This is a genomic window from Pseudomonas mucoides (assembly GCF_015461845.1).
GTDB lineage: Bacteria > Pseudomonadota > Gammaproteobacteria > Pseudomonadales > Pseudomonadaceae > Aquipseudomonas > Aquipseudomonas mucoides.
Map to the genome: position 1 here is coordinate 115,751 of NZ_JACOPW010000009.1, position 25,161 is coordinate 140,911.

Annotated in this window: 23 protein-coding genes and 1 pseudogene; 14 read left to right on the forward strand and 10 right to left on the reverse strand. The window is 60.6% G+C overall.

All coding sequences use genetic code 11. The annotated features are described in order from the left end of the window. Positions 1-33 precede the first annotated feature (33 nt). From urtB to ureC, 10 genes are all read left to right on the forward strand, one after another. Complete coding sequence (urtB, locus tag H8F22_RS27965; RefSeq protein ID WP_194940961.1) at positions 34-1,536, forward strand: urea ABC transporter permease subunit UrtB; 1,503 nt, start codon at positions 34-36, stop codon at positions 1,534-1,536. Then, positions 1,536-2,615 (forward strand): urea ABC transporter permease subunit UrtC, encoded by a 1,080-nt coding sequence (gene urtC / locus H8F22_RS27970; RefSeq protein ID WP_027921929.1) that lies wholly within the window; start codon positions 1,536-1,538, stop codon positions 2,613-2,615. Before urtB ends, urtC begins: the two co-directional genes overlap by 1 nt. After that, positions 2,612-3,481 carry an urea ABC transporter ATP-binding protein UrtD gene (gene urtD / locus H8F22_RS27975; RefSeq protein WP_194940962.1) on the forward strand — a complete coding sequence of 290 codons (870 nt, stop codon included), beginning with the start codon at positions 2,612-2,614 and terminating at the stop codon, positions 3,479-3,481. Before urtC ends, urtD begins: the two co-directional genes overlap by 4 nt. Positions 3,482-3,620: 139 nt before the next feature. Next, complete coding sequence (urtE, locus tag H8F22_RS27980; protein ID WP_027921931.1) at positions 3,621-4,319, forward strand: urea ABC transporter ATP-binding subunit UrtE; 699 nt, start codon at positions 3,621-3,623, stop codon at positions 4,317-4,319. Between the two features lie 43 nt (positions 4,320-4,362). After that, a complete protein-coding gene (locus tag H8F22_RS27985; protein WP_194940963.1) occupies positions 4,363-5,202 on the forward strand; it encodes an urease accessory protein UreD in 840 nt (279 codons plus the stop codon). A 69-nt stretch (positions 5,203-5,271) separates the two neighbouring features. Next, complete coding sequence (locus tag H8F22_RS27990) at positions 5,272-5,574, forward strand: urease subunit gamma (protein WP_007945249.1); 303 nt, start codon at positions 5,272-5,274, stop codon at positions 5,572-5,574. 9 nt (positions 5,575-5,583) lie between these two features. Further along, positions 5,584-6,117 (forward strand): GNAT family N-acetyltransferase, encoded by a 534-nt coding sequence (locus H8F22_RS27995; RefSeq protein WP_027921933.1) that lies wholly within the window; start codon positions 5,584-5,586, stop codon positions 6,115-6,117. A 6-nt stretch (positions 6,118-6,123) separates the two neighbouring features. Then, positions 6,124-6,657, forward strand: coding sequence for a GNAT family N-acetyltransferase (locus tag H8F22_RS28000; RefSeq protein WP_027921934.1), 534 nt, complete (start codon positions 6,124-6,126; stop codon positions 6,655-6,657). Next, a complete protein-coding gene (locus H8F22_RS28005) occupies positions 6,657-6,965 on the forward strand; it encodes an urease subunit beta (protein ID WP_109627750.1) in 309 nt (102 codons plus the stop codon). The genes H8F22_RS28000 and H8F22_RS28005 overlap by 1 nt, the downstream gene beginning before the upstream one ends. 172 nt (positions 6,966-7,137) lie before the next feature. After that, complete coding sequence (ureC, locus tag H8F22_RS28010) at positions 7,138-8,838, forward strand: urease subunit alpha (RefSeq protein ID WP_194940964.1); 1,701 nt, start codon at positions 7,138-7,140, stop codon at positions 8,836-8,838. A gap of 62 nt (positions 8,839-8,900) precedes the next feature. Here the strand turns inward: ureC and H8F22_RS28015 are convergent, their stop codons facing one another. Beyond that, positions 8,901-14,186, reverse strand: coding sequence for an NEL-type E3 ubiquitin ligase domain-containing protein (locus H8F22_RS28015; protein WP_194940965.1), 5,286 nt, complete (start codon positions 14,184-14,186; stop codon positions 8,901-8,903). A gap of 237 nt (positions 14,187-14,423) precedes the next feature. Here H8F22_RS28015 and H8F22_RS28020 point away from each other — a divergent pair, with 237 nt between their 5' ends. Continuing rightward, positions 14,424-15,551 carry a sensor histidine kinase gene (locus H8F22_RS28020; RefSeq protein WP_027921938.1) on the forward strand — a complete coding sequence of 376 codons (1,128 nt, stop codon included), beginning with the start codon at positions 14,424-14,426 and terminating at the stop codon, positions 15,549-15,551. A gap of 115 nt (positions 15,552-15,666) precedes the next feature. Here the strand turns inward: H8F22_RS28020 and H8F22_RS28025 are convergent, their stop codons facing one another. Both H8F22_RS28025 and H8F22_RS28030 read right to left on the reverse strand, forming a co-directional pair. After that, on the reverse strand, positions 15,667-15,972 hold the full coding sequence (locus tag H8F22_RS28025) for a chaperone modulator CbpM (protein WP_027921939.1): 306 nt from the start codon (positions 15,970-15,972) through the stop codon (positions 15,667-15,669). Between the two features lie 23 nt (positions 15,973-15,995). After that, positions 15,996-16,943 carry a DnaJ C-terminal domain-containing protein gene (locus H8F22_RS28030; protein ID WP_027921940.1) on the reverse strand — a complete coding sequence of 316 codons (948 nt, stop codon included), beginning with the start codon at positions 16,941-16,943 and terminating at the stop codon, positions 15,996-15,998. Positions 16,944-17,236: 293 nt separating this feature from the next. Between H8F22_RS28030 and H8F22_RS28035 the strand changes: the two genes are divergently transcribed. Further along, positions 17,237-18,511, forward strand: coding sequence for an Hsp70 family protein (locus H8F22_RS28035; RefSeq protein ID WP_027921941.1), 1,275 nt, complete (start codon positions 17,237-17,239; stop codon positions 18,509-18,511). Positions 18,512-18,567: 56 nt separating this feature from the next. Here the strand turns inward: H8F22_RS28035 and H8F22_RS28040 are convergent, their stop codons facing one another. The 4 genes and pseudogenes from H8F22_RS28040 to H8F22_RS28050 form a co-directional block, all read right to left on the reverse strand. Beyond that, entirely contained in the window at positions 18,568-19,581 is a 1,014-nt protein-coding gene (locus tag H8F22_RS28040) for an AI-2E family transporter (RefSeq protein WP_027921942.1), read from the reverse strand. A 239-nt stretch (positions 19,582-19,820) separates the two neighbouring features. Further along, positions 19,821-19,979 carry a PsiF family protein gene (locus H8F22_RS33315; RefSeq protein WP_442966304.1) on the reverse strand — a complete coding sequence of 53 codons (159 nt, stop codon included), beginning with the start codon at positions 19,977-19,979 and terminating at the stop codon, positions 19,821-19,823. Beyond that, positions 19,962-20,267, reverse strand: a pseudogene (locus H8F22_RS32915) (PsiF family protein); the annotation flags it as partial. The pseudogene H8F22_RS32915 and the gene H8F22_RS33315, both read right to left, overlap by 18 nt. Positions 20,268-20,331: 64 nt before the next feature. Continuing rightward, entirely contained in the window at positions 20,332-21,126 is a 795-nt protein-coding gene (locus tag H8F22_RS28050) for an AraC family transcriptional regulator (protein ID WP_027921944.1), read from the reverse strand. Between the two features lie 98 nt (positions 21,127-21,224). Between H8F22_RS28050 and H8F22_RS28055 the strand changes: the two genes are divergently transcribed. Continuing rightward, positions 21,225-22,112, forward strand: coding sequence for a DMT family transporter (locus tag H8F22_RS28055; protein ID WP_027921945.1), 888 nt, complete (start codon positions 21,225-21,227; stop codon positions 22,110-22,112). A gap of 33 nt (positions 22,113-22,145) precedes the next feature. Here the strand turns inward: H8F22_RS28055 and H8F22_RS28060 are convergent, their stop codons facing one another. The 3 genes from H8F22_RS28060 to H8F22_RS28070 form a co-directional block, all read right to left on the reverse strand. Beyond that, positions 22,146-23,036 (reverse strand): esterase/lipase family protein, encoded by an 891-nt coding sequence (locus H8F22_RS28060; protein ID WP_059181715.1) that lies wholly within the window; start codon positions 23,034-23,036, stop codon positions 22,146-22,148. 119 nt (positions 23,037-23,155) lie between these two features. Beyond that, positions 23,156-23,461, reverse strand: coding sequence for a DMT family transporter (locus H8F22_RS28065; RefSeq protein WP_007947555.1), 306 nt, complete (start codon positions 23,459-23,461; stop codon positions 23,156-23,158). Next, the gene (locus H8F22_RS28070; protein ID WP_027921947.1) at positions 23,462-24,100 is read right to left on the reverse strand and encodes an FMN-dependent NADH-azoreductase; all 639 of its coding nucleotides are present in this window, start codon (positions 24,098-24,100) and stop codon (positions 23,462-23,464) included. It lies immediately after the preceding gene. A gap of 120 nt (positions 24,101-24,220) precedes the next feature. Between H8F22_RS28070 and H8F22_RS28075 the strand changes: the two genes are divergently transcribed. After that, positions 24,221-25,123: a LysR substrate-binding domain-containing protein gene (locus H8F22_RS28075; protein ID WP_027921948.1), complete on the forward strand. Its 903-nt coding sequence runs from the start codon at positions 24,221-24,223 to the stop codon at positions 25,121-25,123. Positions 25,124-25,161 lie beyond the last annotated feature (38 nt).

Below are 25,161 nucleotides of genomic sequence, written 5' to 3' on the forward strand. Positions count from 1 at the left end.
GCTCCCACAATGTCCGTGTCAAGGCGACTACCTATGCCCTCCGCCCTTTATCGTCTGATTCTCGCCATTGCGCTTTTGCTGCCGGCAACCTCCTTTGCCAGCGACACCGAAGACTTCGTCGCCGCCACCCCCGTGCAGCAAGCCAAACTGCTGGAAGCCTGGGCCGCGCAGCCCGACCCGGCCCGTGTCGAACTGATCAACGCCCTGCAACAAGGCGAACTGACCGTCGACGGCCAACCGAAAACCTTGCGCCTGAACAATCGCCTGCGGGGTCTGATCGACACCGCACTGGCCAGCCATCAACTGCTCGCCGCCGACCCGAAAACCCGTCTGGCCGCCGCGCAGCAGCTGCAGAAAAGCGCCAAACCCGCGCAGCTGACATTCCTCGACCAGCAACTGGCCGGCGAAAAAGACGAAAGCGTCCACGCCGCCCTCAGCCTCACCCTGGCCAATCTGCAACTGGTCGACACCGACCCCGCCGTGCGCCTCGCTGCGGTGCGTTTGCTCGGTGAAACCGGCGACCCGCTCGCCCGTACCCGCCTCGAAACCTTGCTCGAACCGGGCGTCGAAGCCGACGTCGCCGTGCGCACCGCCGCCGAAACCAGCCTCGCCCAAGTCAAACGCAAACTGCTGATCGGCGAGTTGCTCGGCCAGGCCTTCAGCGGCATGTCGCTCGGTTCGATCCTGCTGCTCGCCGCCCTCGGTCTGGCGATCACGTTCGGCCTGCTCGGCGTGATCAACATGGCCCACGGCGAGATGCTGATGCTCGGCGCGTACTCGACGTATGTGGTGCAGATGATGTTCCAGCGCTACGCCCCGCAAGCCATCGAGTTCTACCCGCTGATCGCGTTGCCGGTCGCATTCTTCGTCACCGCCGCCATCGGCATGGCGCTGGAGCGCACGGTGATTCGTCACCTCTATGGCCGCCCATTGGAAACCTTGCTCGCCACCTGGGGCATCAGCCTGATGCTGATTCAGCTGGTGCGCCTGGTGTTCGGCGCGCAGAACGTTGAAGTGGCCAACCCGGCGTGGTTGTCGGGCGGGATTCAAGTGCTGCCCAACCTCGTGCTGCCGTACAACCGCATCGTGATCATCGCGTTTGCGCTGTTTGTGGTGGTGCTGACCTGGCTGCTGCTGAACAAGACGCGCCTGGGTTTGAATGTGCGCGCCGTCACCCAGAATCGCAACATGGCCGCCTGCTGTGGCGTGCCGACCGGGCGCGTGGACATGCTCGCCTTCGGTCTCGGCTCGGGCATCGCCGGCCTCGGTGGCGTAGCGCTGAGCCAGATCGGCAACGTCGGTCCGGACCTCGGCCAAAGCTACATCATCGACTCGTTCCTGGTGGTGGTGCTCGGCGGTGTCGGCCAATTGGCCGGTAGCGTGCTCGCCGCGTTCGGCCTCGGCATCGCCAACAAAATTCTCGAACCGCAGATCGGCGCCGTGCTCGGCAAGATCCTGATCCTCGCGCTGATCATTCTGTTCATCCAGAAGCGTCCGCAAGGCCTCTTCGCACTGAAAGGACGGGTGATCGACTGATGAACCAGCCCCTGCTCGTTACCGCTACACAAAAAGCCGGCCCCACAGTCACGATCGCGGTCGGCGCGGTGATTCTCGCGCTGCTGCTGGCGTTGCCGCTGCTGTCGCTGTTGTCGCCGATCAGTGTGTTTCACGTCTCGGCCTACACCCTGACGCTGGTGGGCAAGATTCTTTGCTACGCCATCGTCGCGCTGGCGCTGGACCTGGTCTGGGGATACGCCGGCCTGCTGTCCCTCGGCCACGGCCTGTTCTTCGCCCTCGGCGGTTACGCGATGGGCATGTACTTGATGCGCCAGGCCTCGGGCGATGGCTTGCCGGCGTTCATGACCTTCCTGTCGTGGACCGAATTGCCGTGGTACTGGACCGGCACCAGCAGCTTCCTCTGGGCCATGTGCCTGGTGGTATTGGCGCCGGGATTGCTGGCGCTGGTGTTCGGCTTCTTCGCCTTCCGCTCGCGGATCAAGGGCGTGTATTTCTCGATCATGACCCAGGCCCTGACCTTCGCTGGAATGCTGCTGTTCTTCCGCAACGAGACCGGGTTTGGCGGCAACAACGGCTTCACCAATTTCCGCACCATTCTCGGTTTCGGCATCACCGAACCCGGCACCCGTGCCGTGCTGTTTTTCGCCACGGTGGTGTTGCTGGTGGCCAGCCTGTTCATCGGCTGGCGCCTGGCGCAGAGCAAGTTCGGCCGGGTGCTGACCGCACTGCGCGATGCGGAAAACCGCCTGATGTTCTGCGGTTACGACCCACGCGGTTTCAAGCTGTTTGTCTGGGTGTTGAGTGCGGTGTTGTGCGGTCTGGCCGGGGCGTTGTACGTGCCGCAGGTCGGGATCATCAACCCGAGTGAAATGTCGCCAACCAACTCGATTGAAGCGGCGGTCTGGGTGGCCCTTGGTGGTCGCGGCACGCTGATCGGTCCACTGCTGGGCGCCGGCGTGGTCAACGGCATGAAGAGCTGGTTCACCGTGGCGTTTCCGGAGTACTGGCTGTTTTTCCTCGGTGCCCTGTTCATCGTCGTGACCTTGTACCTGCCGAAGGGCGTGATCGGTCTGCTGAAGAAAAGGGGCGAACAATGAGAATCACACCCACGGCGGAATTCATGCTCGAACCAGCCTTTTTTCCCGTAGAGCCAAACAAGGACGCCGGCACCAGCCGCGACGCCATCAGTCACGGCCAACGCGTCGGCCCCGGCCTCGACACCCGCCACGGCACGATCCTGACCCTGGAAGACATCAGCGTCAGCTTCGACGGCTTCAAGGCGCTGAACAACCTGAACCTGTACATCGGCGTCGGCGAGTTGCGCTGCATCATCGGCCCCAATGGCGCGGGCAAGACCACGCTGATGGACGTGATCACCGGCAAGACCCGGCCGAGTCACGGCAAGGCCTGGTTCGGTGAAACCCTGGACCTGACGCAGATGAGCGAAGTGCAGATCGCCCAGGCCGGTATCGGTCGCAAGTTTCAGAAGCCGACGGTGTTCGAAGCGTTGAGCGTGTTCGAGAACCTGGAGCTGGCGCAGAAAACCGACAAATCAGTGTGGGCCAGCCTGCGTGCGCGCCTTACTGGTGAGCAGAAAGATCGCATCACTGACGTGCTGGAAACCATTCGCCTGACCACGTCGGTCAATCGGCCGGCGGGGTTGTTGTCCCACGGTCAGAAGCAGTTTCTGGAGATCGGCATGCTGCTGATGCAAGACCCGCAACTGCTGCTGCTCGACGAGCCGGTGGCGGGCATGACTGACGCTGAAACCGAATTTACCGCGGAACTGTTCAAGACCCTGGCGGGCAAGCATTCGTTGATGGTGGTGGAACACGACATGGGGTTTGTGGGTTCGATTGCCGACCACGTCACCGTGTTGCACCAGGGCAGCGTGCTGGCGGAAGGGTCGCTGGAGCAGGTGCAGGAGAATGAGCGAGTGATCGAGGTGTATCTCGGTCGCTGAACCTGCACACGCAAAACCTGTGGGAGCTGGCTTGCCTGCGATGAGGCCAGCATATCCAACAATGACGTTGACTGTCCCACCCCCATCGCAGGCAAGCCAGCTCCCACAGGGTTCTGTGTGAAACAGAAGGAATTCAGCAATGCTGCAAGTCGACAAGCTGCACCAGTATTACGGCGGTAGCCACATCCTGCGCGGCCTGACGTTTGACGTGAAAGTCGGCGAAGTCACCTGCCTGCTCGGACGCAACGGCGTCGGCAAAACCACCCTGCTCAAATGCCTGATGGGGTTGCTCCCGGCCAAGGAAGGTGCGGTGAACTGGGAAGGCAACCCGATCACAACCTTCAAGCCACATCAACGCGTGCATGCCGGGATCGCCTACGTGCCGCAGGGCCGCGAGATTTTCGGTCGGCTGACCGTCGAAGAAAACCTGCTGATGGGCCTGTCACGCTTCCCTGGCAGCGAAGCCAAGGAAGTCCCGGCGTTCATCTACGAGCTGTTCCCGGTGCTGCTGCAAATGAAGCAACGGCGCGGCGGTGACTTGTCCGGCGGTCAACAACAGCAATTGGCGATCGGCCGGGCGCTGGCCAGCCGTCCTCGCCTGTTGATCCTCGATGAGCCCACCGAAGGCATCCAGCCATCGGTGATCAAGGAAATCGGGGCGGTGATCAAGAAGCTCGCGGCTCGGGGCGACATGGCGATTTTGCTGGTGGAACAGTTCTACGATTTCGCCGCCGAACTGGCCGATCAATACCTGGTGATGTCCCGGGGCGAGATCGTGCAGCAGGGTCGCGGTGAACATATGGAAGCCGAAGGTGTGCGCGGTCTAGTCACGATTTAAGGCTACGATCTAATCTGTAGCGTCCTAACGATAATTAAAAAATATGAATGTACCTCTTCCTACTGTCCTGTTTACCCCGAGCTGGCACGCCGAGCTGGAGCTGGGCTATGCCCGTTTCGGCGACAGCACGCGCCCGGTCCAGCGCCGCCACAAAGGCCCGCTGCGGGTGCAAAAGCACCTGTATGCCGAAGGCCCCGAGGTCTGTCAGCACATCATCGTTCACCCGCCGGGCGGGATTGCCGGTGGTGATCGGCTGGACATTTCGGCCCGTGTCGGCGCGAAGGCCTGGGCGCAAATCACCAGCCCCGGCGCGGCCAAGTGGTACCGCGCGGCAGGCCCGGCCTATCAGCAACTGGATCTGAAAGTCGCGGCTGGCGGAACGCTGGAGTGGTTGCCGCAGGAGACGATTATCTTCAGCGATGCCCAAGCCGAATTGAGCACCTCGATTGAGCTGGAAGGTGACGCGCGGCTGTTCTACTGGGACGTTGTGGCGCTGGGTCGCCCGGCCAGTGGCGAGCGTTTTGACCTCGGGCATTTCCAGGCGCGGCTGGACATTCGCCGCGACGGCCAGTTGCTCTGGCACGAACGCCAGCGCATTGTCGGGAATGACGGGTTGCTGGATTCGCCGATTGGTCTTGATGGTCAACCGGTGTTTGCGACGTTGCTGGTCACCGGGGAGATCGACAGTGAACAGCTGGAAACCTGTCGATCGCTGCCCAATGACGTACGCGGGGATTTGACCCAGTTGCCGGGGCTGTTGGTGGCCCGGTGCCTGGCCAGTGAAGCGCTGTTGGCGCGCGGCTGGTTGATTGAATTGTGGCGATTGCTCAGGCCTGCGCTGCTTGGCCGGGAAGCGGTCCCACCGAGAATATGGAGCACCTGAAACACGATCCCACAGGGGATTGGTGTTTACAGATCTGAAATTTTTTATCTGCCCAGATGGATTCCAACGATGGACCTGACACCACGCGAAAAAGACAAGCTGCTGATCTTCACCGCCGGCCTCGTGGCCGAGCGGCGTTTGGCGCGCGGCGTGAAACTCAATTACCCGGAAGCCATGGCCTACATCTCCGCCGCCCTGCTCGAAGGTGCGCGTGACGGCCAGACCGTGGCCGACTTGATGCACTTCGGCACCACGCTGCTGACCCGCGAACAAGTCATGGAAGGGATTCCAGAAATGATCCCGGAGATCCAGGTTGAAGCGACGTTCCCCGACGGCACCAAGCTGGTCACCGTCCACCAACCCATCGCCTGAGGAGCCGCCATGACTTACCACATCCGTGACGCGGTGCATGCCGACTTGCCGGCGATCCGCGACATCTACAACGACGCGGTGCTCAACACCACGGCGATCTGGAATGAACAGGCCGTTGATCTCGGCAATCGCCAGGCCTGGTTCAGCGCCCGGCAAGCCCAGGGTTATCCGATTCTGGTGATTGTCGACGGTGACAACAGCGTGCTGGGCTACGCTTCATTTGGTGACTGGCGGCCTTTCGATGGTTTCCGCCACACCGTCGAGCACTCGGTGTACGTGCGCAGCGATCAGCGCGGTAACGGCCTCGGCCCGAAACTGATGACGGTGCTGATCGAACGCGCCAAAGGTTGCGACAAGCATGTGATGGTCGCTGCCATCGAAAGCGGCAACGCCGCTTCCATTCGTCTGCATGACCGCGTCGGGTTCATCACCACCGGGCAAATGCCCCAAGTGGGCACCAAGTTCGGCCGCTGGCTGGACCTGACCTTCATGCAACTGACCCTCAATCCCGGCGCGCAGCCGCCTGTCGCCAGCAAGGAGTAACGCCCGATGAACGCCGCCCAACTGCGACGCGTCAATGTTGAAAGCTTTGCGCACTACCGCCAGGGTTTGATTGATCTGCTGCTCGACGCCGTGGGTTATGGCGCCAGCGTCGGGTTCATGGCCAATCTGGACGCGACTCAGGCCCGCGCCTATTTCGATGAAGTCCAGGAGAACCTGAACAAGGGCAGCGTGCTGCTGTGGGTGGTGGTTCGCGACGAACAAGTGGAAGCCAGTGTGCAACTGACCCTGTGCCAGAAAGCCAATGGCCTGAACCGCGCCGAAGTGCAAAAACTGCTGGTGCGTGAACACGCGCGTCGTCGTGGTCTGGGCCAACAGTTGATGAGCGCGCTGGAACAGGCCGCGCTCCAGCACAAGCGCGGCATGCTCTACCTCGACACCGAAGCCGGCTCCCCCGCCGAAGATTTCTATAAGGCATTGGGTTATACCCGGGCGGGCGAGATCCCCGACTACGCGTGCGACCCGAGCGGGCGCTACAAACCGACCGCGCTCTACTACAAGATTCTGCAAGGAGCCCATTGATGATTCCCGGTGAATACCAGATCCAGCCCGGCGACATCGAACTCAACGTTGGCCGCCGCACCGTCAGTCTGAAGGTAGCCAACAGCGGCGACCGGCCGATCCAGGTCGGCTCGCATTACCACTTTTTCGAAACCAACGACGCCTTGACCTTCGACCGCGCCGCCAGCCGCGGCATGCGCCTGAACATCCCGGCGGGCACCGCGGTGCGTTTTGAGCCGGGACAAAGTCGCGAGGTCGAGCTGGTCGATCTGGCCGGGCATCGCCGGGTGTTCGGGTTTGCCGGCAGGATCATGGGTGACCTCGACTGATTACTGCAGTGCGTCCAAAAAGATCGCAGCCTCGTTTCACTCGACAGCGGCTACAAGACCGCGTGCAACCACAAACGTGTGTGAGCACCTGTAGGAGCTGTCGAGCGCAGCGAGGCTGCGATAGCGAGCTATGCGAGCGGTCTCAAAAACAATCGAATCCCAAGGCAAGCCCATGAAAATTTCTAAACAGGCCTACGCCGACATGTTCGGCCCCACCGTCGGCGACAAGGTTCGCCTCGCCGACACCGAACTGTGGATTGAAGTCGAAAAAGACTTCACCACCTACGGCGAAGAAGTGAAATTCGGCGGCGGCAAAGTCATCCGCGATGGCCAGGGCCAAAGCCAACTGTTGGCCGCAGACGTCGTCGACACGGTGATCACCAACGCGCTGATTATCGACCACTGGGGCATTGTCAAAGCCGACGTCGGCCTCAAGAATGGCCGCGTGGCGGGCATCGGCAAGGCCGGCAACCCGGACGTGCAGCCGAACGTGACCATCGCCATCGGCGCCGGTACCGAAGTCATCGCCGGTGAAGGGATGATTCTCACCGCTGGCGGCATCGACACCCACATCCACTTCATTTGCCCACAGCAAATCGAAGAGGCGCTGATGAGCGGCGTCACCACCATGATCGGCGGCGGCACCGGCCCGGCGACGGGCACCAACGCGACGACCTGCACCTCCGGGCCGTGGCACCTGGCGCGCATGCTTCAGGCCGCCGACGCGTTCCCGATGAACATCGGCCTCACCGGCAAGGGCAACGCCAGCCTGCCGGAGCCCTTGATCGAACAGGTCAAGGCCGGCGCCATCGGCCTCAAACTGCATGAAGACTGGGGCACCACGCCGGCGAGCATCGACAACTGCCTGAGCGTCGCCGACCAGTACGACGTGCAGGTGGCGATCCACACCGACACCCTCAACGAATCCGGCTTCGTCGAAACCACCCTCGCCGCGTTCAAAGGCCGCACCATCCACACCTACCACACCGAAGGTGCGGGCGGCGGTCATGCCCCGGACATCATCAAGGCCTGCGGCTTTGCCAATGTGCTGCCGAGCTCGACCAACCCGACACGGCCGTTCACCCGCAACACCATCGACGAGCACCTCGACATGTTGATGGTCTGCCATCACCTGGACCCGAGCATTGCCGAAGACGTGGCCTTCGCCGAAAGCCGTATCCGCCGCGAGACGATTGCCGCCGAAGACATCCTCCACGACCTCGGCGCGTTCTCGATGATCAGCTCCGACAGCCAGGCCATGGGCCGCGTTGGCGAGGTCATCACGCGCACCTGGCAAACCGCCGACAAGATGAAAAAGCAACGCGGCCCACTACCCGGTGATGGCGAAGGCAACGACAACTTCCGCGCCAAGCGCTACATCGCCAAGTACACCATCAACCCGGCGATCACCCATGGCATCAGCCATGAAGTGGGCTCGGTCGAAGTGGGTAAATGGGCGGATCTGGTGCTGTGGCGGCCGGCGTTTTTTGGCGTCAAGCCGACCTTGATCCTCAAGGGCGGAGCTATTGCGGCCAGCCTGATGGGCGACGCCAATGCGTCAATTCCGACGCCGCAACCGGTGCATTACCGCCCGATGTTTGCCAGCTACGGCGGTTCGTTGCACGCCACCAGCCTGACCTTTATCAGCCAGGCCGCGCAGGAGGCGGGCCTGCCTGAGGCGTTGGGGTTGAAGAAAAAAATCGCAGTGGTCAAAGGGTGCCGCGAGGTGCAGAAAACCGACTTGATTCACAACGATTACCTGCCGACGATCGATGTCGACCCACAGACCTATCAAGTCAAAGCCGACGGCGTGCTGCTCTGGTGTGAGCCCGCGGATGTGCTGCCGATGGCCCAGCGATATTTCCTGTTTTGATCGTTCGATCGGTCTGATCATTCCCGGGGACCTGGCGTACCCGTTCCCCGGGAAAGCAGCAATCAAACGTCCGGCTGTACGACAAACGGGACCTCTACCCTTTGCAGTTTTGCGCGGTCGATCGCCTGTTGGGTGAAGGTTTTGAGCAACTCCTTTTTGTCTTCATCGATTGCATTCAGCTCAGCAGCATAGTCTGCGTCGGTCATGACACGGCCCGGCGCAAAATCGCTTTCCGGTTTGCCCAGTTCAGCGCCAAGCACCCTGAGCTCTTCCTTCAACCGAGCCTTTTGCTCAAGGGAAAGCGTTGTGTCATTCGCACGCTGGTCCAATGCCATATAGAAGTCTGTCGTGGCATCGATCCGGCGCCTGAACCCTTTGAAAGCCCGTCGGTTGACCCCTTCGACGTAGGCTGCCCAGAACGGCTGATCGACAAGCAAATCACCGAGCAGCTCACCTTCCTCAAGGTCGAGCACACGCAGGTAAGCATTGTCGATCATCGCCGAGGTGACACCCGCGATCCCTCTGAATTGCATGTTTCGAGACTGCCAGGGCAAGTCCAGCCGTTCGGCAAGATCGGTCATGAACGCCAGGTGAACTTCCACCTCATCGATCGTGCCCATCACCTCCCCCATGGCATTGACACGCCTGAACGCCTCGCCCATCGCCTCGCGTTCGGAAATGGTTTTGCGGGCAATCCTGCTCAGTTCATCCAGACGTGACTTGCCTCGCGCCAGCGTAACCAGCTCACCTTCCACCAGCGAGGGATTGGCCAGTTCATACGCCTCATGAATCAGCACCTCCAGGCCCATGGCATTGAACAGCTGCGCGCCAGCATCGACGCACGCCGTGGGCACGGTGGTCATGGTGAAAAGTTTTTGCCGAAGCTCGGTGTTTTTCGACATCGCTTCGAGCATGCGCCAAACCTTGGCGGTCATATCGACCCGAAATCCGGTGTCGTGCTTGAAATGCCCCGACTCGGTGAGTTTGCGGATCTCGTTGAAAAAACCGACCGATCCGTGCTCATCTTCGACGCTGTTCCAGACCTCCTGTTTCGCCACCCATTCCGACCGTGTCATGCCCGCCTCCCAGTCGAGACTGTCACGCACACCGCGGGGTGGATATGGACGATCCGGGTCCATGCCGACGGATTCAATGGAGTCCCTGAGCGTCTGCAGATTGGCCTCGGCCAACCACTGCGGCTCCCGGCTCAGCAAGGTGCGCGCCAGCAATTCCGCCTGAGCAGAGCCAGGGGGCACTGCCGGAATGTGGGTGATTTCGTTGCGCTGCAAATCCAGGAAAAAATGCCGGAACCGCGGTTGTGCGAACAGCCCCTGCGGCCAGCCATGAATCCCGGTGTCCGCCAGGATCAGCGTGTGCAACCTTCTCATGCTGCCAATGTCCGGGGCTTGCCCCAACGGATTGCCAAACAGGTCCAAAACCTCCAGTCGTGTCAGGTTGCGCAGGTCCGCGACACCTTGTGCGTCCAGGACAATACGGTTACCTCGCATGTTGAGTTCCGTCAGCGCGCGCATGCGGCGGATGGCACCGGGAACAGCGGAGAGCGCATTGCCGTTGACGTTGAGCGAACGCAGGCGGGGAAAATGATCGAGGAAGGAACTGTGTGCGTCGGTCAATTCGGTCAGGGTCAAATTGAGGCGCGTGACGTGATCGAAATTGCCTTCCAGGGCAGGCAGGGTGCGCAGATGACGCCCAAGCGGCATGTTTTCCAGGTCGAGCACCATGCCCTGCAAATGACCGAATGAATCCACATGGCGCAACCCGGTGTGCTGCCAACATTCCCTGACCGCTTTGTACAAGGCGTTTCTGGATTGCCATTCGGCGACGCCGGCAGGGGTGAAGCTGTACGCGTGGGTCGGCGACTTCAACCAGCGTTGAAAGCTGGCATTGAGCCGATCGAATTCCGCTTCGAGTGCGCTGGCCCTCTGCTCCAGACTGAGTTCGCTGCCACTCACCTGCAGATAGGACAAGGCTTCGACCTCCGTCCATCCGGGGCGGACAACACGCACCCGCTCTTGCGGCGTCATGGGCTCGTTGACTCGGCTTAGCCCATGAGCCACCCCGCGCATGCCGCCACGCAGGCGCATCGTGACGGGGTCATACGTCGGTTTGCGTACAGGGTTATCGCCAAGTAGCGCGCTGAACGTGTCCCGTGGCAATGGCGTTTTTTGAATGGCGATCTTGAGCGTGGCGCCTTGATTGACGTGATACCCCAGTGTGTTTCGTTCGGCATCCGGCAAAGCATGCAACACCGACGTGTATAGATCATCGGCCCCGTGCAAATGCAGATCATCGGGATCGCGTGCCTGGTATTGGCCGTCCTCGCTGACCAGGATTCTGCGGTGGGTGGCGTCCGTCGAGCCGATGCTGTCGCGCAACCGCCCGTCGAATGAAAGCTCACGGATTTCGATCCGAACGTTTTCGGGCCACTCCGGTAGCGCTTGAATCGAGTGCAATGCCAGCCGTTCGGTGTCCACACCGAACGGCACGTCGAGAAAGAGCCCTTCATAAGCGCGCGCGGTTCGTATGGCCCGCAAGGCCACTCTCACCCGCTCCCTGAGTTGCAAGGGGATGCGCGACGGCTCGGTGAGGTTGAGCCGGTCTTGCGGCTCGATGTCGGCGAGCAATTCCCGGGCTACGGCCGTGGGGAGCCCATTGAACGCATCCTGAAGCACCTGCACCTGCGGGTTGTCGGTTTGCTGCAAACGGCGACTCAGCGCGTCAAACAGAGCTGCGCGGCGCTGGCTTGCTCGCCCGGCCAACAGGTTTTTCAAGGCTTCGATGCGGATTTGCTCGTCAGACGCAATGCCCTGTCCGAGCATCGCGTGAATGTCCGTCTCGTTCGCAAACTTCACCGCACGCTCCGGCAGTTTCCCTGATCGGACCTCGGCATGGCTGATCTGCAGCGTGTCGGCGGGCAGCGCATCGACGTTGCCCAATTTGATCGAGCGCCCGCTATGCCCGGGGCCGTCAAACAGCTCGATGCTTTTTTGCTCGGGCCATCTGGGCAATTCAACCAGCAACCGGGGCACCTGCTCGACGAACGCCTCCGGAACCTCATCGAGCCTTATCTGCCCGGGCAGTTTTTGCACCTCGGCCCAGGCCTGGAAACGTTCGATCGTGTCGGTCAGCAACGCAGGCGGCGGATCGCCGACGACATGCAACCGACGCAATTGATCCTCTTCCAGCCCACTGACGAGACGAATCTGCTCCAGGGTGTTATCAGAAAAGCCCTCGACCTTCGGTCCCAAGCGCCGCATGAGGGTGGTGGTGTCCCACTCGATGGGGCGGTCGAGTTCGGTCTTCCATGCGCCGGCACCGTTGTGCTCCAGTGTCGGCTGATAAGCCTTTGGCCGGGTCGGATGTTGCAGGCGTGGCTGACCGGTGCGTGGATCGTTGATGACGTCGAAATGTTTGTTGTCATGCTTCAGGATGTCTTTTTCCCTGTGCCGGTACAGGCCCTGCTCGTTTGGCTTCGCCTCGGTGGGCAACACCCTGTCTTGGGCGTAGGGCGAAAGGTCCGGGTTCCATAGGCGCGTCTGACCATCCGCCACTTCAACCTTTTTCAACCGGTCGATAAACGCCGACGGTTTGACAGACGGCGCCGCACCAGACGGCAAGACATGCCCGGCCGCCATAATGGCCAACTGCGCGAAATTGATCATGACACCGGTGAGATGGGCCGCCGCTTCCTCCTTGTCCCCTTTGCTCCAGTCTTCAATGCCTTCCAGGGTTTCGAAAGCCATTTGCCCGGCCATGATGGCCAGCATCGCTTCGCCCAGGCCGGGAACCAGCATGGCGCCAAAGTTGAACACGTTCCAGCCGATGTTCAGATAACTGGTCAGGCGATTCCAGCGGTTGGTGGCGTCTTCATCGCCGGTCGGCACAGCGATTTGCCGCGCGTCCGCAATCGCTTTCTCCCTGCGCCACAGACGGGTCTGCGCCCAGAGATCGCCTGAAAGGGTATGGGTGACAGGTTCTGCGTCGGCATTTTCAACGGCGGTCTCGCGCCACCATGGCCCCATGTCCAGCGGCTCGCGCTGTTTCCAGGTGAATGTCGAGAGGCGCTCGCGAACCCGGGCAAAGAACTTGCCCTGGTCTTTTTGCGCGACGAAACGACTGAAAAACTGTTGATAACCCGGCGAGCGCAATTGGCTCGTCAGTTCCTTCATGAAATCAGTGAAGGACTCGTATTCCTTGAAGGGGTGGTCGGGATCATCGGGGACATACGCAATCAGTGTTCCCTCCAGACGGCTTTGTTGATAAGCATCGTGGCGCTGCAACATGGCCTCGACAAGACCACTGGGGCCATTGGCGAAGAACGCCTGGAGCTGCTTGAACTGTTCAAACTCCTGCCCCGGGAGCAGTGCCAGACTTCGCGACCATTCGAGCATCGTTCGTTGATGCTCTGGAATCAGGGCGTCGTAGACTCTTTTGATTTTAGCGGGATCCGCCACGGCACTGAACAACACAATACCGGACAGCCTGAACCCCATGATCGAAAGCCGATGGCAATGCAGGGGACGACGCCCCATCAAAATGCCTGGTCCGTTGTCACGTATCTGCCGAAGTTTCCCGTAGCCATAGGACGTGACGTCCTTTTTCAGGTACGCGATCAGCGCCGACTCGTGGAACGCGGCTTTTTCACTGGCCGTGCATTGCCGCACGACGTTGGCTCTGGCCGTGACGTCCTCGGGCATCAGTAATGCCGTGAGGTGGCGCTGATATTGCGCACCGATATCGAGCGTCCGGCACAGGGACGCAAATCTTTCGACCGTCAGCGTATGCCGGTGAAGCTCGTTTTCGTCGTCCCTGGTGAAAATGCCCGAGCCACCGCGAAACGCGCCCACCTGCGTTTCGGGGGCCTCGAAATTGTGCAGGGCAGCTTCCAGCAACGACGATTGCCTGAGCCGACTGGCGTTGGTATCGATGCCAATAGCCAGATTGGCGGGGATGTACAGCCGGATCAGCGTCGCGTTGACGTCCAGTTCCAGATTCAACTGCTCTTTCAATGCCTGGACCAGCAAAGGCTCGGCAAAGGCAAGAATGTCCTGCTGCACGTTCTTCAGCGTATTGTCCAATGGCCCCTGAAGGCGCCAGTGCTCGTCGATCAACTCCTTGAGGTACTGGCGATCAATGGCCGTTGAATTGAAATACCACTCAGGAAACTCCGGTTTCGAATGGGCAAAGGCAACAAGGCGCGAGGCGGGTGCGTCTTTGACCAGCGGGGGCAGTTTACCCAGCAGATAATCACGATAAACAGTGCGCTCTGCGTCTCTTGCATGCAGGGCAATGACGGATCGATCCGCAGTGTCTGAACGTTCGTTCATTTCGCAAATCCTTATGCGATGAATTGAACCAACAGATTATTGGCTGGCGACGAAAACAAAAGATCAAAAAACAGCGCTGAAATCAGGCATACCTCAAAGTCGTATTCGATTTAAGAATTAAAAAAACAGGTAATTACCGCCCGGGCGCCAGACGAAAGTGCGCTACCGCGTAATGGTAGTTTTTAGCGGGCAGCAAAGGAGCTAAGATGCGCCAGACTTCCCATCAGGAAACCGGACATGCGCCTACCCGAATTCATCAGGCAACACGTAGACCGTATCGTCGATGAATGGGAGCAGTTCGCCAGTACCATTACCCCGGCGGCCGAGCACATGGACAAGGTCGCCTTGCGCGATCATGCCAAGGCCATTTTGCTGGCCGCGGCGCGGGACATGACCACCGCGCAAACCACCTGCGAACAGATGGCCAAGGCCAAGGGCGAAGGCCCGGAAAAAACCCCGAGCCTGGATGAAGCCGGCGCCAGCCATGGCGAACTGCGCCATACCGTGGGATTTGACTTGGTGCAGATGACCTCGGAATTCCGGCATCTGCGCGCCTGCGTGATCCGTTTGTGGGTCGATACCCTGGAATCACCGGACCTGACCTACTTCCAGGACATGATCCGTTTCAACGAAGCCGTCGACGAAGCCCTCGCCGAGTCCACTGCGGCCTATGCCGATCAGGTCAATCACTCACGGGACATCTTCCTGGCGATTCTCGGGCATGACCTGCGCGCACCGTTGCAAGCGGTGAGCATGTCCACTGAAATGCTGATGCGAAAAGTGGCGCTGGAAGGCGATGCACTCGCCTGCGCGAACAACATAAAGCGTGGCGCACGGCACATGGCGGTGATGGTCAGCGATTTGCTGGAGCTGGTGCGCAGCCGTTTGGGCAAAAGCCTGCCCATCGAGCCGGCGCCCATGGACCTGGCCGATGCCGCGGACGCGGCGATTGCCCAAGCCTGCGCCGGTAACCCGGAGTGCGATCCAACGCTAAAAGTCGTGGGGGACACCCAAGGTGTCTGGGATGCCGGGCGGATCGCTCAACTGTTGCAGAACCTGATCGGCAATGCCTTGCAGCACGGTTTGAACAAACGCGATGTGACCGTCACCGTGAGCGGGGAGCCTCAGGCGGTTCGCCTGACGGTGCACAACTTTGGCGTGCCGATTCCCGAGGAGGCCATTGGCACCGTCTTCGACCCACTGGTGCGCAGTGCCGACGAAGGACTGGGTCAGCCAACGACCAGCCTTGGCCTGGGGTTGTTTATCGTCAAGGAAGTGGTGAATGCCCATGGCGGGACGATAGAGGTCAGTTCGAACAAGACTGACGGGACACTGTTTACGGTGGTGTTGCCCCGGAACGGATAGGCAGGAATACCGCGTTATCGTTCTTCGCGAGCAGGCTCGCTCCCACAATAAACCGAGTTCATCCAGAAGGATGACCGCCCCTGCTCGCGAAAGCGGATTGACAGGCAATCGAGACCTACTCGACCACCAACCGCCCCAACCGTTGCTTCAACATCCGGTTCTCGGCCCGCAACTGCTGAACCTCTTCCAGCAGGTCCAGCGCCAAGGCAACGCCTTCCCACTCCAGCTCCAGGTCGCGCCGCAACTTCGCGGCGCGCTTGGCCAGTGACAGCTCGTAATCGTTGAAACGCCAATCCTTGGGCTGCTTGCCCTGAGGTTCGAGGATGCCGTGTTCGACGATTTCGATCACGTAGACGTCCGACAGGTCGGTCGCCTCACAGAATTCTGCCAGGTCCAGGTGAACGGTCAGGGGGGTGCTCATGATGGGCTACTCCGTCTCTTGGATCAGAAGTTTTCTCTTGGGTTGAACTCGGCTTTTTTCGCCAGTTCCTGCCACAACGCCTTGACCTCATCGTTCGAGGTTTTTGGCATGACCGCCTTCAATTGCACGAACAGGAAGCCACGCTCGCCCGCCTTGTTCAGCAGGCCGTGGCCCTTGGCACGCATGCGCTGGCCGTTCTGGCTGCCGGCCGGGACCTTGAGGTTGATCTTGCCGGTCAGGGTCGGCACCGCCACTTCAGTACCCAGCGCCAGTTCCCACGGTGCCAGCGGCAACGTGATGATCAGGTTCTCGCCTTCAACGTCGAATTTAGGGTGCGGCGCAAAGCGGATGATCAGGAACAGGTCGCCATTGGCGCCGCCACCGATCCCCGGGGCCCCTTGGCCCTTGAGGCGAATGCGCTCGCCGTCGGTCACACCGGCCGGGATCTTTACGTTCAGGCTCTTGGTGGTGTTGCTGACATGCTGGCCGGCCGCGTTGTACTGCGGCACCTGGAAGGTGACCTTCTTCGATTCGTTCGAGAGGCTTTCTTCCAGAAAAATTGCGAGTTCCATTTCCACGTCTTGCCCTCGACGTCCCGCACTGCGACGCGACTCTCCACCGCCAAAACCAGGCCCACGGTTACCGAAGATCGAACTGAAGAAGTCCGAAAAATCGCCCGTGTCCTGACCACCACCGAAACCACCGGCACCACGCCCCTGCCAACCTGGCGGGCCCTGGAACGGCTGGCCGTGCTGGCCGTATTTGCGCAAGTCGTCGTATTCGGCGCGTTTGTCGGCGCTTTTCAGCGCTTCATAGGCTTCCGAGGCGTCCTTGAATTTCGCCTCGGCGTCCTTTTCCTTGCTGACATCAGGGTGATATTTGCGCGCCAGCTTGCGATAGGCAGCCTTGATTGCCTTGTCGTCAGCGGTCGGTTCCACACCGAGAATCTTGTAATAGTCTTTGAAGTCCATCTAAGGATCACCATCCGTTATCAATTCGCGCAGCCACGCACAGCATGCTCCTGTTTGCAGCATTTGGATTGACCGATCTCAACTTTGTGACCGGGCGGCGCGTCAGAAGTTTATCGGCAGCGGGCGGCGGTTCTTGCGACCGCCGGTTGGCTACCAGGCCCATGCCAGCAAGTTTGGGGCAAAGCTGAGTGTTTCAAGCGCTAATGCCTGCGAAATAGCGGATAGTCGGCCTTCGAATATTCGTCGCACTGACATACACTGCGCGGCCGTTTTTTAACCGGAACCTGAAAGTCATGAAAAACGCATCTCCAGCCCGTGCCTGTGGTATCGACTTCGGCACGTCCAACTCCACCGTCGGCTGGCTGCGCCCCGGCATGGAAACGCTGATCGCGCTGGAGGACGACAAGATCACCCTGCCCTCGGTGGTCTTCTTCAACATGGAAGAACGCCGCCCGGTATACGGCCGTCTGGCGCTGCACGAGTACCTGGAAGGCTATGAAGGCCGACTGATGCGCTCGCTCAAGAGCCTGCTGGGCTCCAAGCTGATCAAGCACGACACCAGCGTTCTCGGCACGGCGATGCCGTTCAAGGACCTGCTCGGGCTGTTTATCGGCCAGTTGAAGAAGCGCGCCGAAACCGCCGCTGGTCGGGAGTTCGAGGAAGTGGTGCTGGGTCGCCCGGTGTTTTTCGTCGATGACGATGAAATGGCCGACCAGGAAGCCGAAAACACCTTGGTCGACGTGGCCCGCGCCATTGGCTTCAAGGATGTCTCGTTCCAGTACGAACCGATTGCCGCGGCGTTCGACTATGAGTCGACCATCGAAAAAGAAGAGCTGGTGCTGATCGTCGACATCGGCGGTGGTACCTCCGACTTCTCGCTGGTGCGCCTGTCGCCTGAGCGCCGCAACCACGACAACCGTCACGATGACATCCTCGCCACCGGCGGCGTGCACATCGGCGGGACCGATTTCGACAAGCAGCTGAGCCTGCAGGGCCTGATGCCGCTGTTCGGCTACGGCAGCCGCATGAAGAGCGGCGCCTACATGCCGACCAGCCACCACATGAACCTGGCGACCTGGCACACCATCAACTCGGTGTACTCGCAAAAGTCGACCCTGGCCCTGGGCAGCATGCGCTACGACATCGAAGACACCGGCGGCATCGATCGCCTGTTCAAGCTGATCGACCAGCGCGCCGGGCACTGGCTGGCCATGGAAGTGGAAGAAACCAAGATCCAGCTGACCCATGCCGACAGTCGCCATGTGCCGCTGGACCGGATCGAGCCGGGGCTGAGTGTGGAACTGAGCCGCGCATTGTTCGAATCCGCCATCGAAGCGTTGCTGGAGCGCGTGCGCAACAGCGTGACGCAAATGCTCAACGACGCGAATGTGCGGGTTGATCAGGTGGATACGGTGTTCTTCACCGGCGGTTCGAGCGGGATTCCGGCACTGCGCAACAGCGTTTCGGCGATGTTGCCAAAGGCGCGGCATGTGGAAGGGAACATCTTCGGCAGCATTGGTAGCGGGTTGGCGATTGAAGCGTCGAAGCGTTACGGCACGATGGACTGATCCGAAACCCTGTGGCGAGGGGGCAAGCCCCCTCGCCACAGTAGATCAACAGTCGCTTAGACCATCCCCACCTGCCGCAACTCGCTCTTCAGATACGCGTAATAAATCGGCCCCGCCACTACCCCCGGCAGGCCGAACGCGGCTTCGAACACCAGCATCGCCAGCAGCAACTCCCACGACTTGGCACTGATCTGCCCGCCGACAATCCGCGCGTTGAGGAAGTACTCGAGCTTGTGGATAAAAATCAGGTAACCCAACGCCGCCACTGCGACCCAGATCGACAGTGACAAACCGACAATGGTGATCAGCGTATTCGACATCAGGTTGCCGATCACCGGCAGCAAGCCGAGCAGGAAGGTCAGCACGATCAGGGTTTTGGTCAACGGTAGCTTGATGCCGAACATCGGCAGGATCACCGCCAGGAAGATCCCGGTGAAGAAGGTGTTGAGCAGGGAAATCTTGATCTGCGCAAACACGATGTTACGAAACGCCTGGACCAGCAAATGCAAACGATCAAACAACGCAGCGGCCAGCGGCTTGCGTTTGGTCAGGTCCGGCACGCGCTGCAAGGCAATGATCGCTCCCAGCACCATACCGATCAGCAGCGTCACGAACATGTGCGCCGCATCCTTGCCGACCAGTTGCAAATCGCTCAAGTGCTTGCTGATCCACTCGCCGATGGCCACGCGAAATTCACCGGCGCTGGCGGGCAGATAGGCGTCGATGAACGGCGGCAATTGTCCGCGCGCGCGTTCAACCACGTGCATGAATTTATCGAGGGACGCGCCGGGGTTTTCCGCCTCGTGCAGCAGGAAACTGAAGGCGCCGGCAAAGATCAGCGCCAGCACACTCACCACCAGAGTCCCGAGCAGCGCCACCGCCAGCCAGCGCGCACGCCGCCCTTCGATCAGCCGCTGCAATTGCGGCGTGAGCATATTGACCAGTTCGAACACCAGCAGGCCGGCCAACAGGCTAGGCAGCAAGCGCAGCGGGATCACCAGCAGCAAACCACCAAAAATGATGACCCAACTGATCAGCAGCAAAACGTGGCGTTGAGAAAACGTTGGCATACAGCCTCAAAACGAACGGCGTAAAAAGGATTGGCAGTCTGCCAGCGTTCCGGTGGCAGCACTAGGGATTGTGTCGATCGACTTTGGTCGGGGCTCTGGTGATTTTTTTGCAGCGCGCCGACGGGCCGCTTCGTGAACTGGCTCGCTCCCACATGGGTTCTGCGAACATAGATCTATTGTGGGAGCGAGCCTGCTCGCGAAGAAGCCCTCTCAGCCCCCACACCCTTCTGGACCAGAACTTATTTTTTCTTCAGGCAATCACTCATGAACGCCTTGCGCTCATCGCCCTTCAGCGCCTTGGTCGTAGCATCGGCGTTGCAGGCTTTCATCTTCTCTTGCTGAGGGGTCATGGCTTTCACGTCAGTGGCCGCCGGCTCGGCTTTTAGGCAGTTACTCATGAACGCCTTGCGCTCATCACCTTTCAACGCCTTGGTGGTGGCGTCGGCGTTGCAGTTTTTCATCTTCTCCTGCTGCGGGGTCATGGCCTTGACTTCAGCGGCGGCCGGAGCGGCCGGCGCTGCTTTGAGGCAGTTGCTCATGAACGTATTGCGCTCATCGCCCTTGAGGCTTTTGGCCGTCGCATCGGCATTGCAGGTCGTCATCTTGTCCTGCTGGGCAGTGGCCGCAAAGCCTTGGGAGCAGAGCAGCAAACCGATCATCAACAAAGGGGCACGCAACATCTTCATGGAGTTTTCTCCTTGTTGCCGCACCGATGGGCACGGCCTCATGCTGGAGTGTAGACAACCCCTGTTACACCTTCCTGTTCTCCAGGTGACTGCGTCGATACTGCTCCGGCGTACACCCGGCCTGACGCTGAAACATTGCGATAAAAGCCGAGCCGGTGCTGTAACCCATGTCGAAGGCGATGTCTTGAACACTGCGCTGGCTGTCCAGCGCCTCGATCGCCGCGAGGAAGCGCAAGCGCTGGCGCCATTCACCGAAGCTCATGCCCAGTTCGCGAACGAACTGCCGTGCCAGGGTGCGTTCGCTGACATGGATCTGCGCAGCCCAGTCGGCCAAGGGCCGGTTATCGCCCGGTTCGGCTTGCAAGGTTTCCAGTATCCCGAGCAACCCCGGACTGCTGGCGTAAGGCAGGTAGCATTCATGCACCGGCGCCAGTTGCAGTTGATCCACCAGCACCTGGCCTAGACGAACGTCCGCCTCGTACTCGGGAATTTTCACATCCCGCGCCGCGAAGTCCTTGAGGATCGCCTTGAGAATGTCGCTGATTGCCAGCGTACAGGCCTGTTGCGGCAACTCGCGGCACAGCGACGGCGCCAGGCACACCGCACGATAGTTGATCGGCTGGTTGCTATAGAAGCTGTGCTCGGTCTCGGGCGGCACCCACACCGCGTATTGCGGCGGTGACATAAAGCGACTGTTGCCGATTTCCATGTGCAACACGCCATTGGCCGAATATTCGAGCGTGCCCCAAGGGTGGCGGTGAGCCGAGGCGTATTCGTGGGTGTTGAAGTCGGCGTAGCGGAAATAAATCGGAGCCGGCAGTTCGCTGAACTCCAGCAGGTCGATGTGTTTACTGGTCATGCTGTCCGTCATCAAGGGCCGATTGTCTGGATCGAAGTATAGGCTTGTATCCAGACAAGGGGATAATTGCCCCTCATTAACGTCCTGGTTTTTTTCCGATGCAATACGCTTATCCCCTGCTGGCCATTTTCATTTGGGCTGGCAACACCGTGATCACCAAAATGTCGGCCGGGGCGATCTTCCCCGCCGAGATCGGTTTCTACCGCTGGCTGCTGGCCGGAATGCTGTTCACGCCGTTCATGCTCAAACCGGTGATCGCGCATTGGCCGCAGATTCGTCCGAACCTGGGCAAGATTTTCGTTCTCGGTGTGCTGGGCATGGCGGTCTATCAGAGCCTGGCCTACTTCGCCGCCGCCCTGACCTCGGCCACCAACATGGGGATCATCCTGTCGCTGATGCCGCTGATGTCGCTGGCCATGGCGATTATCAGCCTCGGGCAGCGCCTGACCATCGGCGCATTGGCCGGTGCAGTGCTGTCGTTTGCCGGTGTGTTGGTGGTGGTGTCGTCCGGCAGCCTCGGCGCACTGTTGGAACATGGCGTGAACCTGGGCGACGCGATGATGTTGATCGCCACGCTGGCCTATGCGATTTACAGCACCCTGCTGAAAAAATGGCAGCTGCGTTTGCCGCCGCTGGTGTTGTTGTATTTGCAGGTATGGGTGGCGGTGGTGGTGCTGTTTCCGCTGTTTGCGGCTTCACCGAAGGTCGGGCCGACGCTGCAGAATATTCCGCTGGTGCTTTATGCCTGCCTGCTGGCTTCAATGTTGGCACCGCTGGCGTGGATGCAGGCGGTGGTGCGGTTGGGACCGAGCCGGACCACACTGTTTTTCAACTTGCTGCCGGTGATGACCGCGCTGATTGCGGCGGTGGTGCTGCATGAGCAGTTGGCGATGTACCACCTGGTGGGCGGGCTGTTGACGCTGGGCGGGGTGGTGCTTTCTGAGCGCTGGACCACGGTGATCGGCCGTAAGGTTCGGGTTGCCTGAACTGAAGCCTGCTCGCGAAAAAGGCGACTCGGTCTAGACGCCTGCCTCTTTCAACCGCGCGGCATGCTCAACGAACAACCGAATCGGCTCGGCCCCCTTTCCCACCCACCCCAGCGACTGATTGACGATGTCGAAGTGATCCAGCGGATATTCATCGCCAATCACCGTCCCCAGGTGCGAGCTGTAACGCCCGACCATCCCGTCGCAATGCCCGGCCTCGTTCACAAAGGTTTTGGCAAACAACCGGCAACTGCGATGGGTCCCGTCCAACAGGTTGCGCCCGCGATCCGTAACGCCAGGCTGCAACTTCCCGGACCACGAGTAATAACGCACGCCATTGACCTCCTCCGGCCCGTGCCCGCCCCAGGTTTCAGGCAAGCCCTGTGGATAACGCTGATTGAACAGCGCCACACCTTCGGTGGTGAGTGAATGATGGGAGGCATGGATATCCACCGGCAGCTTCGGCCCGCGATAACCGGTTTCGAGCAGGCTCATCAACGCGGCAATCATCCGCAATAGAAAGGTCAGCAACCGGCCCTTGGCGCTGTCATGCGGGTAGTGTTTGTGCAGGTAATCGGCCAGTTCCGAACCGTGATTCGGCCCGGCCACCGAAGTCACCGACGCCACAAGGTCCGGGCGTTTGGCGGCAGCGTATCGGGCCGTCAGCGAGCCCTGGCTGTGACCGAACAGGTTGACCTTCTCGGCCCCGGTCTCGCGCAGGATTTCCTCGATCCGCGCCAGCAGCTGTTCGCCGCGCACTTCACTGGAGTTGAGCGGTGAAACCTGTACCGCGAACACCGTCGCCCCACCCTGGCGCAACGCCGCGACGATGCCGTACCAGTAGGGGTAGAGCACCAGCCGGATAAACCCGAGCATTCCCGGGACCAGCACCAACGGGAAGCGCGTGGCGGAACCTTGTGACATGGGCGAACGTCCGTGTGGTCGATGAGATGAAGCAAGGCGCGATGCAAGACGTCAGCCAAGCATCGTCACCGAATATGACAACTCGACGACCAGTCTATGACAACCGCCCCACTTGAGCGCTACTTCAACCCGACCACACCCGCCACGATGAGCCCGACCGACACCAGTTTGATCGCCGTCAGGCTTTCACCCAGCAACGCAAACCCCAGGAATACCGTGCCCAGTGAACCGATGGCGGTCCAGATCGGATACGCGATGCTCACCGGCAACTCGCGCATGGCCAGGGTCAGGAAGTAAATCCCGCCCACGGCGGCCACGACCGTGATCAGCGACGGCCAGAGCCGGGTGAAGCCTTCGGCGTACTTCATGCCCATGGCGAAGGTGACTTCGAACCCGGCGGCGATCAGCAGAAACAACCAGGCCATCTAAAACTCCCGGGCCAGCGCCAACAGGCGCTGCTCGGCCTCGGCGGCGGAGATCCGGAAGGTGCGCTCTTCGGACTCTTCGCCCTCGGCGGCGACCACGGTGATGTCGGTGATGCCGATGAATCCCAGTGCCGTGCGCAGCAACGGATCAGCGTGGTTCATGGCTTCCAGCTCACCGCCCGGGCCGAAGCCGAAGCCGCCACGACTGGTGACGATCAAGGCTTTTTTGCCCCGTACCAACGGCTCGTATTGGGCCACGCCGTTGTCCAGGCTGTGGTTGAACGTCAGGCCGAGCCGCACAACCTGATCGATCCAGGCCTTGAGGCCGCTGGGCACGCTGAAGTTGTGCATCGGCGTGGAAATCACCAGCAGATCGTGGCCGAGCAACTCGCCCACCAATTCGTCGCTGAACGCCAGATCAGCTTGCATCGACAGCGGTCGGGCATCCGGTTCCGGGTAAAACGCAGCGGCTATAAAGGCTTCGTTGACCGGTGGAATCAGCGCCCGGCCAACTTCGCGGCGGGTCAACTGAGTGTGTGGATGGCGCGCCTGCCAGGCCGAAAGAAACACTTCAGCCAAACGGCGGGAGTGAGAGCGGTCGCCACGGGGGCTGGCGTGAATGGCAAGAATTTTACTCATCTGAATCTCCTTGGGATTACACTCGAACGGCGTGTGGATTGCAGCTTGAAGCTCACCGCCAACCGCTTCAAATGAGCAGAAATCAGTCAGGATGAATTCATTTCATCCATGGAGCCTTGAATGTTCGCCTCGTTGCCACTGACCGCCCTGCGCGCCTTTGAATCCGCTTCCCGCTTGCTGAGTTTCAAGGCGGCGGCCGAAGAACTCTCGGTAACGCCGACCGCGGTGTCTCATCAGATTCGCTCTTTGGAAACCTGGCTCGGCGTGCCACTGTTCGAGCGACTGCCACGGCAAGTGCGCTTGACCGACGGCGGTGAACGGCTGTTCCGCAGCCTGCACGGTGCCTTTCTGGACGTGGCGCAAAGCGTCGATACCTTGCGCCCGCAACGCAACGGCACCAGCCTGACGGTTTCCACCACAGCAGCCTTCGCGGCGTTGTGGCTGGTGCCGCGCCTCGGGCGCTTTTATGCGCGCCATCCCGGCATCAGTCTGCGCCTGGACACCCACTGCGAAGTCATCGATCTGCATCAGGACGCCAGCGTCGATCTGGTGCTGCGCTACAGCCTCGACACCTACCCCAACCTCTATGGGTTGTGTTTGTTCGATGAGTCCTTCGGTGTCTACGGCTCGCCCGAGCAGGTCGCGTTGGCCGCCACTCGCACGCCGACGCTGATCAGCGTGCACTGGCACAACTCCAAGCTGTACGCCCATGGCTGGGAGGCGTGGTGCGCGCGGTCGGGCGAGTCATGGTGGGCCGGCAAACCGGCGATCCGTGAATACGACGAAGAGCATTACGCCCTGCAAGCAGCGATTGCCGGGCAAGGCCTGGTGCTGGCGAGCAATATTCTGGTGTCGGAAAGCGTGGCCAGCGGGTTGCTGGTGGCGTATCGCGGCGAGATTCAGGTCGATGGCGCCGGCTATAGCGCGCTGTGTGTGCCGGGGCGCGAGCGGCATCCGCCGGTCCGGGCATTTTTTGCGTGGTTGCGCGAGGAGGCGTTGCTGTCCGGGCATGCATTGGCGTGAGGCCGCCGATTACAAATCACATCAAACTTTTCGGCACG

Coding starts and splice junctions, on each gene's coding strand:
- H8F22_RS27995 (WP_027921933.1), top strand. CDS start 5,584: ATGACTTACCACATCCGTGACGCGGTGCATGCCGACTTGCCGGCGATC.
- urtB (WP_194940961.1), top strand. CDS start 34: ATGCCCTCCGCCCTTTATCGTCTGATTCTCGCCATTGCGCTTTTGCTG.
- H8F22_RS28065 (WP_007947555.1), bottom strand. CDS start 23,461: ATGGCCTGGTTGTTTCTGCTGATCGCCGCCGGGTTCGAAGTCACCTTC.
- H8F22_RS27985 (WP_194940963.1), top strand. CDS start 4,363: ATGAATGTACCTCTTCCTACTGTCCTGTTTACCCCGAGCTGGCACGCC.
- H8F22_RS28030 (WP_027921940.1), bottom strand. CDS start 16,943: ATGGACTTCAAAGACTATTACAAGATTCTCGGTGTGGAACCGACCGCT.
- H8F22_RS28020 (WP_027921938.1), top strand. CDS start 14,424: ATGCGCCTACCCGAATTCATCAGGCAACACGTAGACCGTATCGTCGAT.
- H8F22_RS27990 (WP_007945249.1), top strand. CDS start 5,272: ATGGACCTGACACCACGCGAAAAAGACAAGCTGCTGATCTTCACCGCC.
- urtC (WP_027921929.1), top strand. CDS start 1,536: ATGAACCAGCCCCTGCTCGTTACCGCTACACAAAAAGCCGGCCCCACA.
- H8F22_RS28040 (WP_027921942.1), bottom strand. CDS start 19,581: ATGCCAACGTTTTCTCAACGCCACGTTTTGCTGCTGATCAGTTGGGTC.
- H8F22_RS28035 (WP_027921941.1), top strand. CDS start 17,237: ATGAAAAACGCATCTCCAGCCCGTGCCTGTGGTATCGACTTCGGCACG.
- H8F22_RS28075 (WP_027921948.1), top strand. CDS start 24,221: ATGTTCGCCTCGTTGCCACTGACCGCCCTGCGCGCCTTTGAATCCGCT.
- H8F22_RS28005 (WP_109627750.1), top strand. CDS start 6,657: ATGATTCCCGGTGAATACCAGATCCAGCCCGGCGACATCGAACTCAAC.
- H8F22_RS28000 (WP_027921934.1), top strand. CDS start 6,124: ATGAACGCCGCCCAACTGCGACGCGTCAATGTTGAAAGCTTTGCGCAC.
- H8F22_RS28070 (WP_027921947.1), bottom strand. CDS start 24,100: ATGAGTAAAATTCTTGCCATTCACGCCAGCCCCCGTGGCGACCGCTCT.
- H8F22_RS28055 (WP_027921945.1), top strand. CDS start 21,225: ATGCAATACGCTTATCCCCTGCTGGCCATTTTCATTTGGGCTGGCAAC.
- urtD (WP_194940962.1), top strand. CDS start 2,612: ATGAGAATCACACCCACGGCGGAATTCATGCTCGAACCAGCCTTTTTT.
- H8F22_RS28015 (WP_194940965.1), bottom strand. CDS start 14,186: ATGAACGAACGTTCAGACACTGCGGATCGATCCGTCATTGCCCTGCAT.
- H8F22_RS33315 (WP_442966304.1), bottom strand. CDS start 19,979: ATGAGTAACTGCCTAAAAGCCGAGCCGGCGGCCACTGACGTGAAAGCC.
- urtE (WP_027921931.1), top strand. CDS start 3,621: ATGCTGCAAGTCGACAAGCTGCACCAGTATTACGGCGGTAGCCACATC.
- ureC (WP_194940964.1), top strand. CDS start 7,138: ATGAAAATTTCTAAACAGGCCTACGCCGACATGTTCGGCCCCACCGTC.
- H8F22_RS28060 (WP_059181715.1), bottom strand. CDS start 23,036: ATGTCACAAGGTTCCGCCACGCGCTTCCCGTTGGTGCTGGTCCCGGGA.
- H8F22_RS28050 (WP_027921944.1), bottom strand. CDS start 21,126: ATGACCAGTAAACACATCGACCTGCTGGAGTTCAGCGAACTGCCGGCT.
- H8F22_RS28025 (WP_027921939.1), bottom strand. CDS start 15,972: ATGAGCACCCCCCTGACCGTTCACCTGGACCTGGCAGAATTCTGTGAG.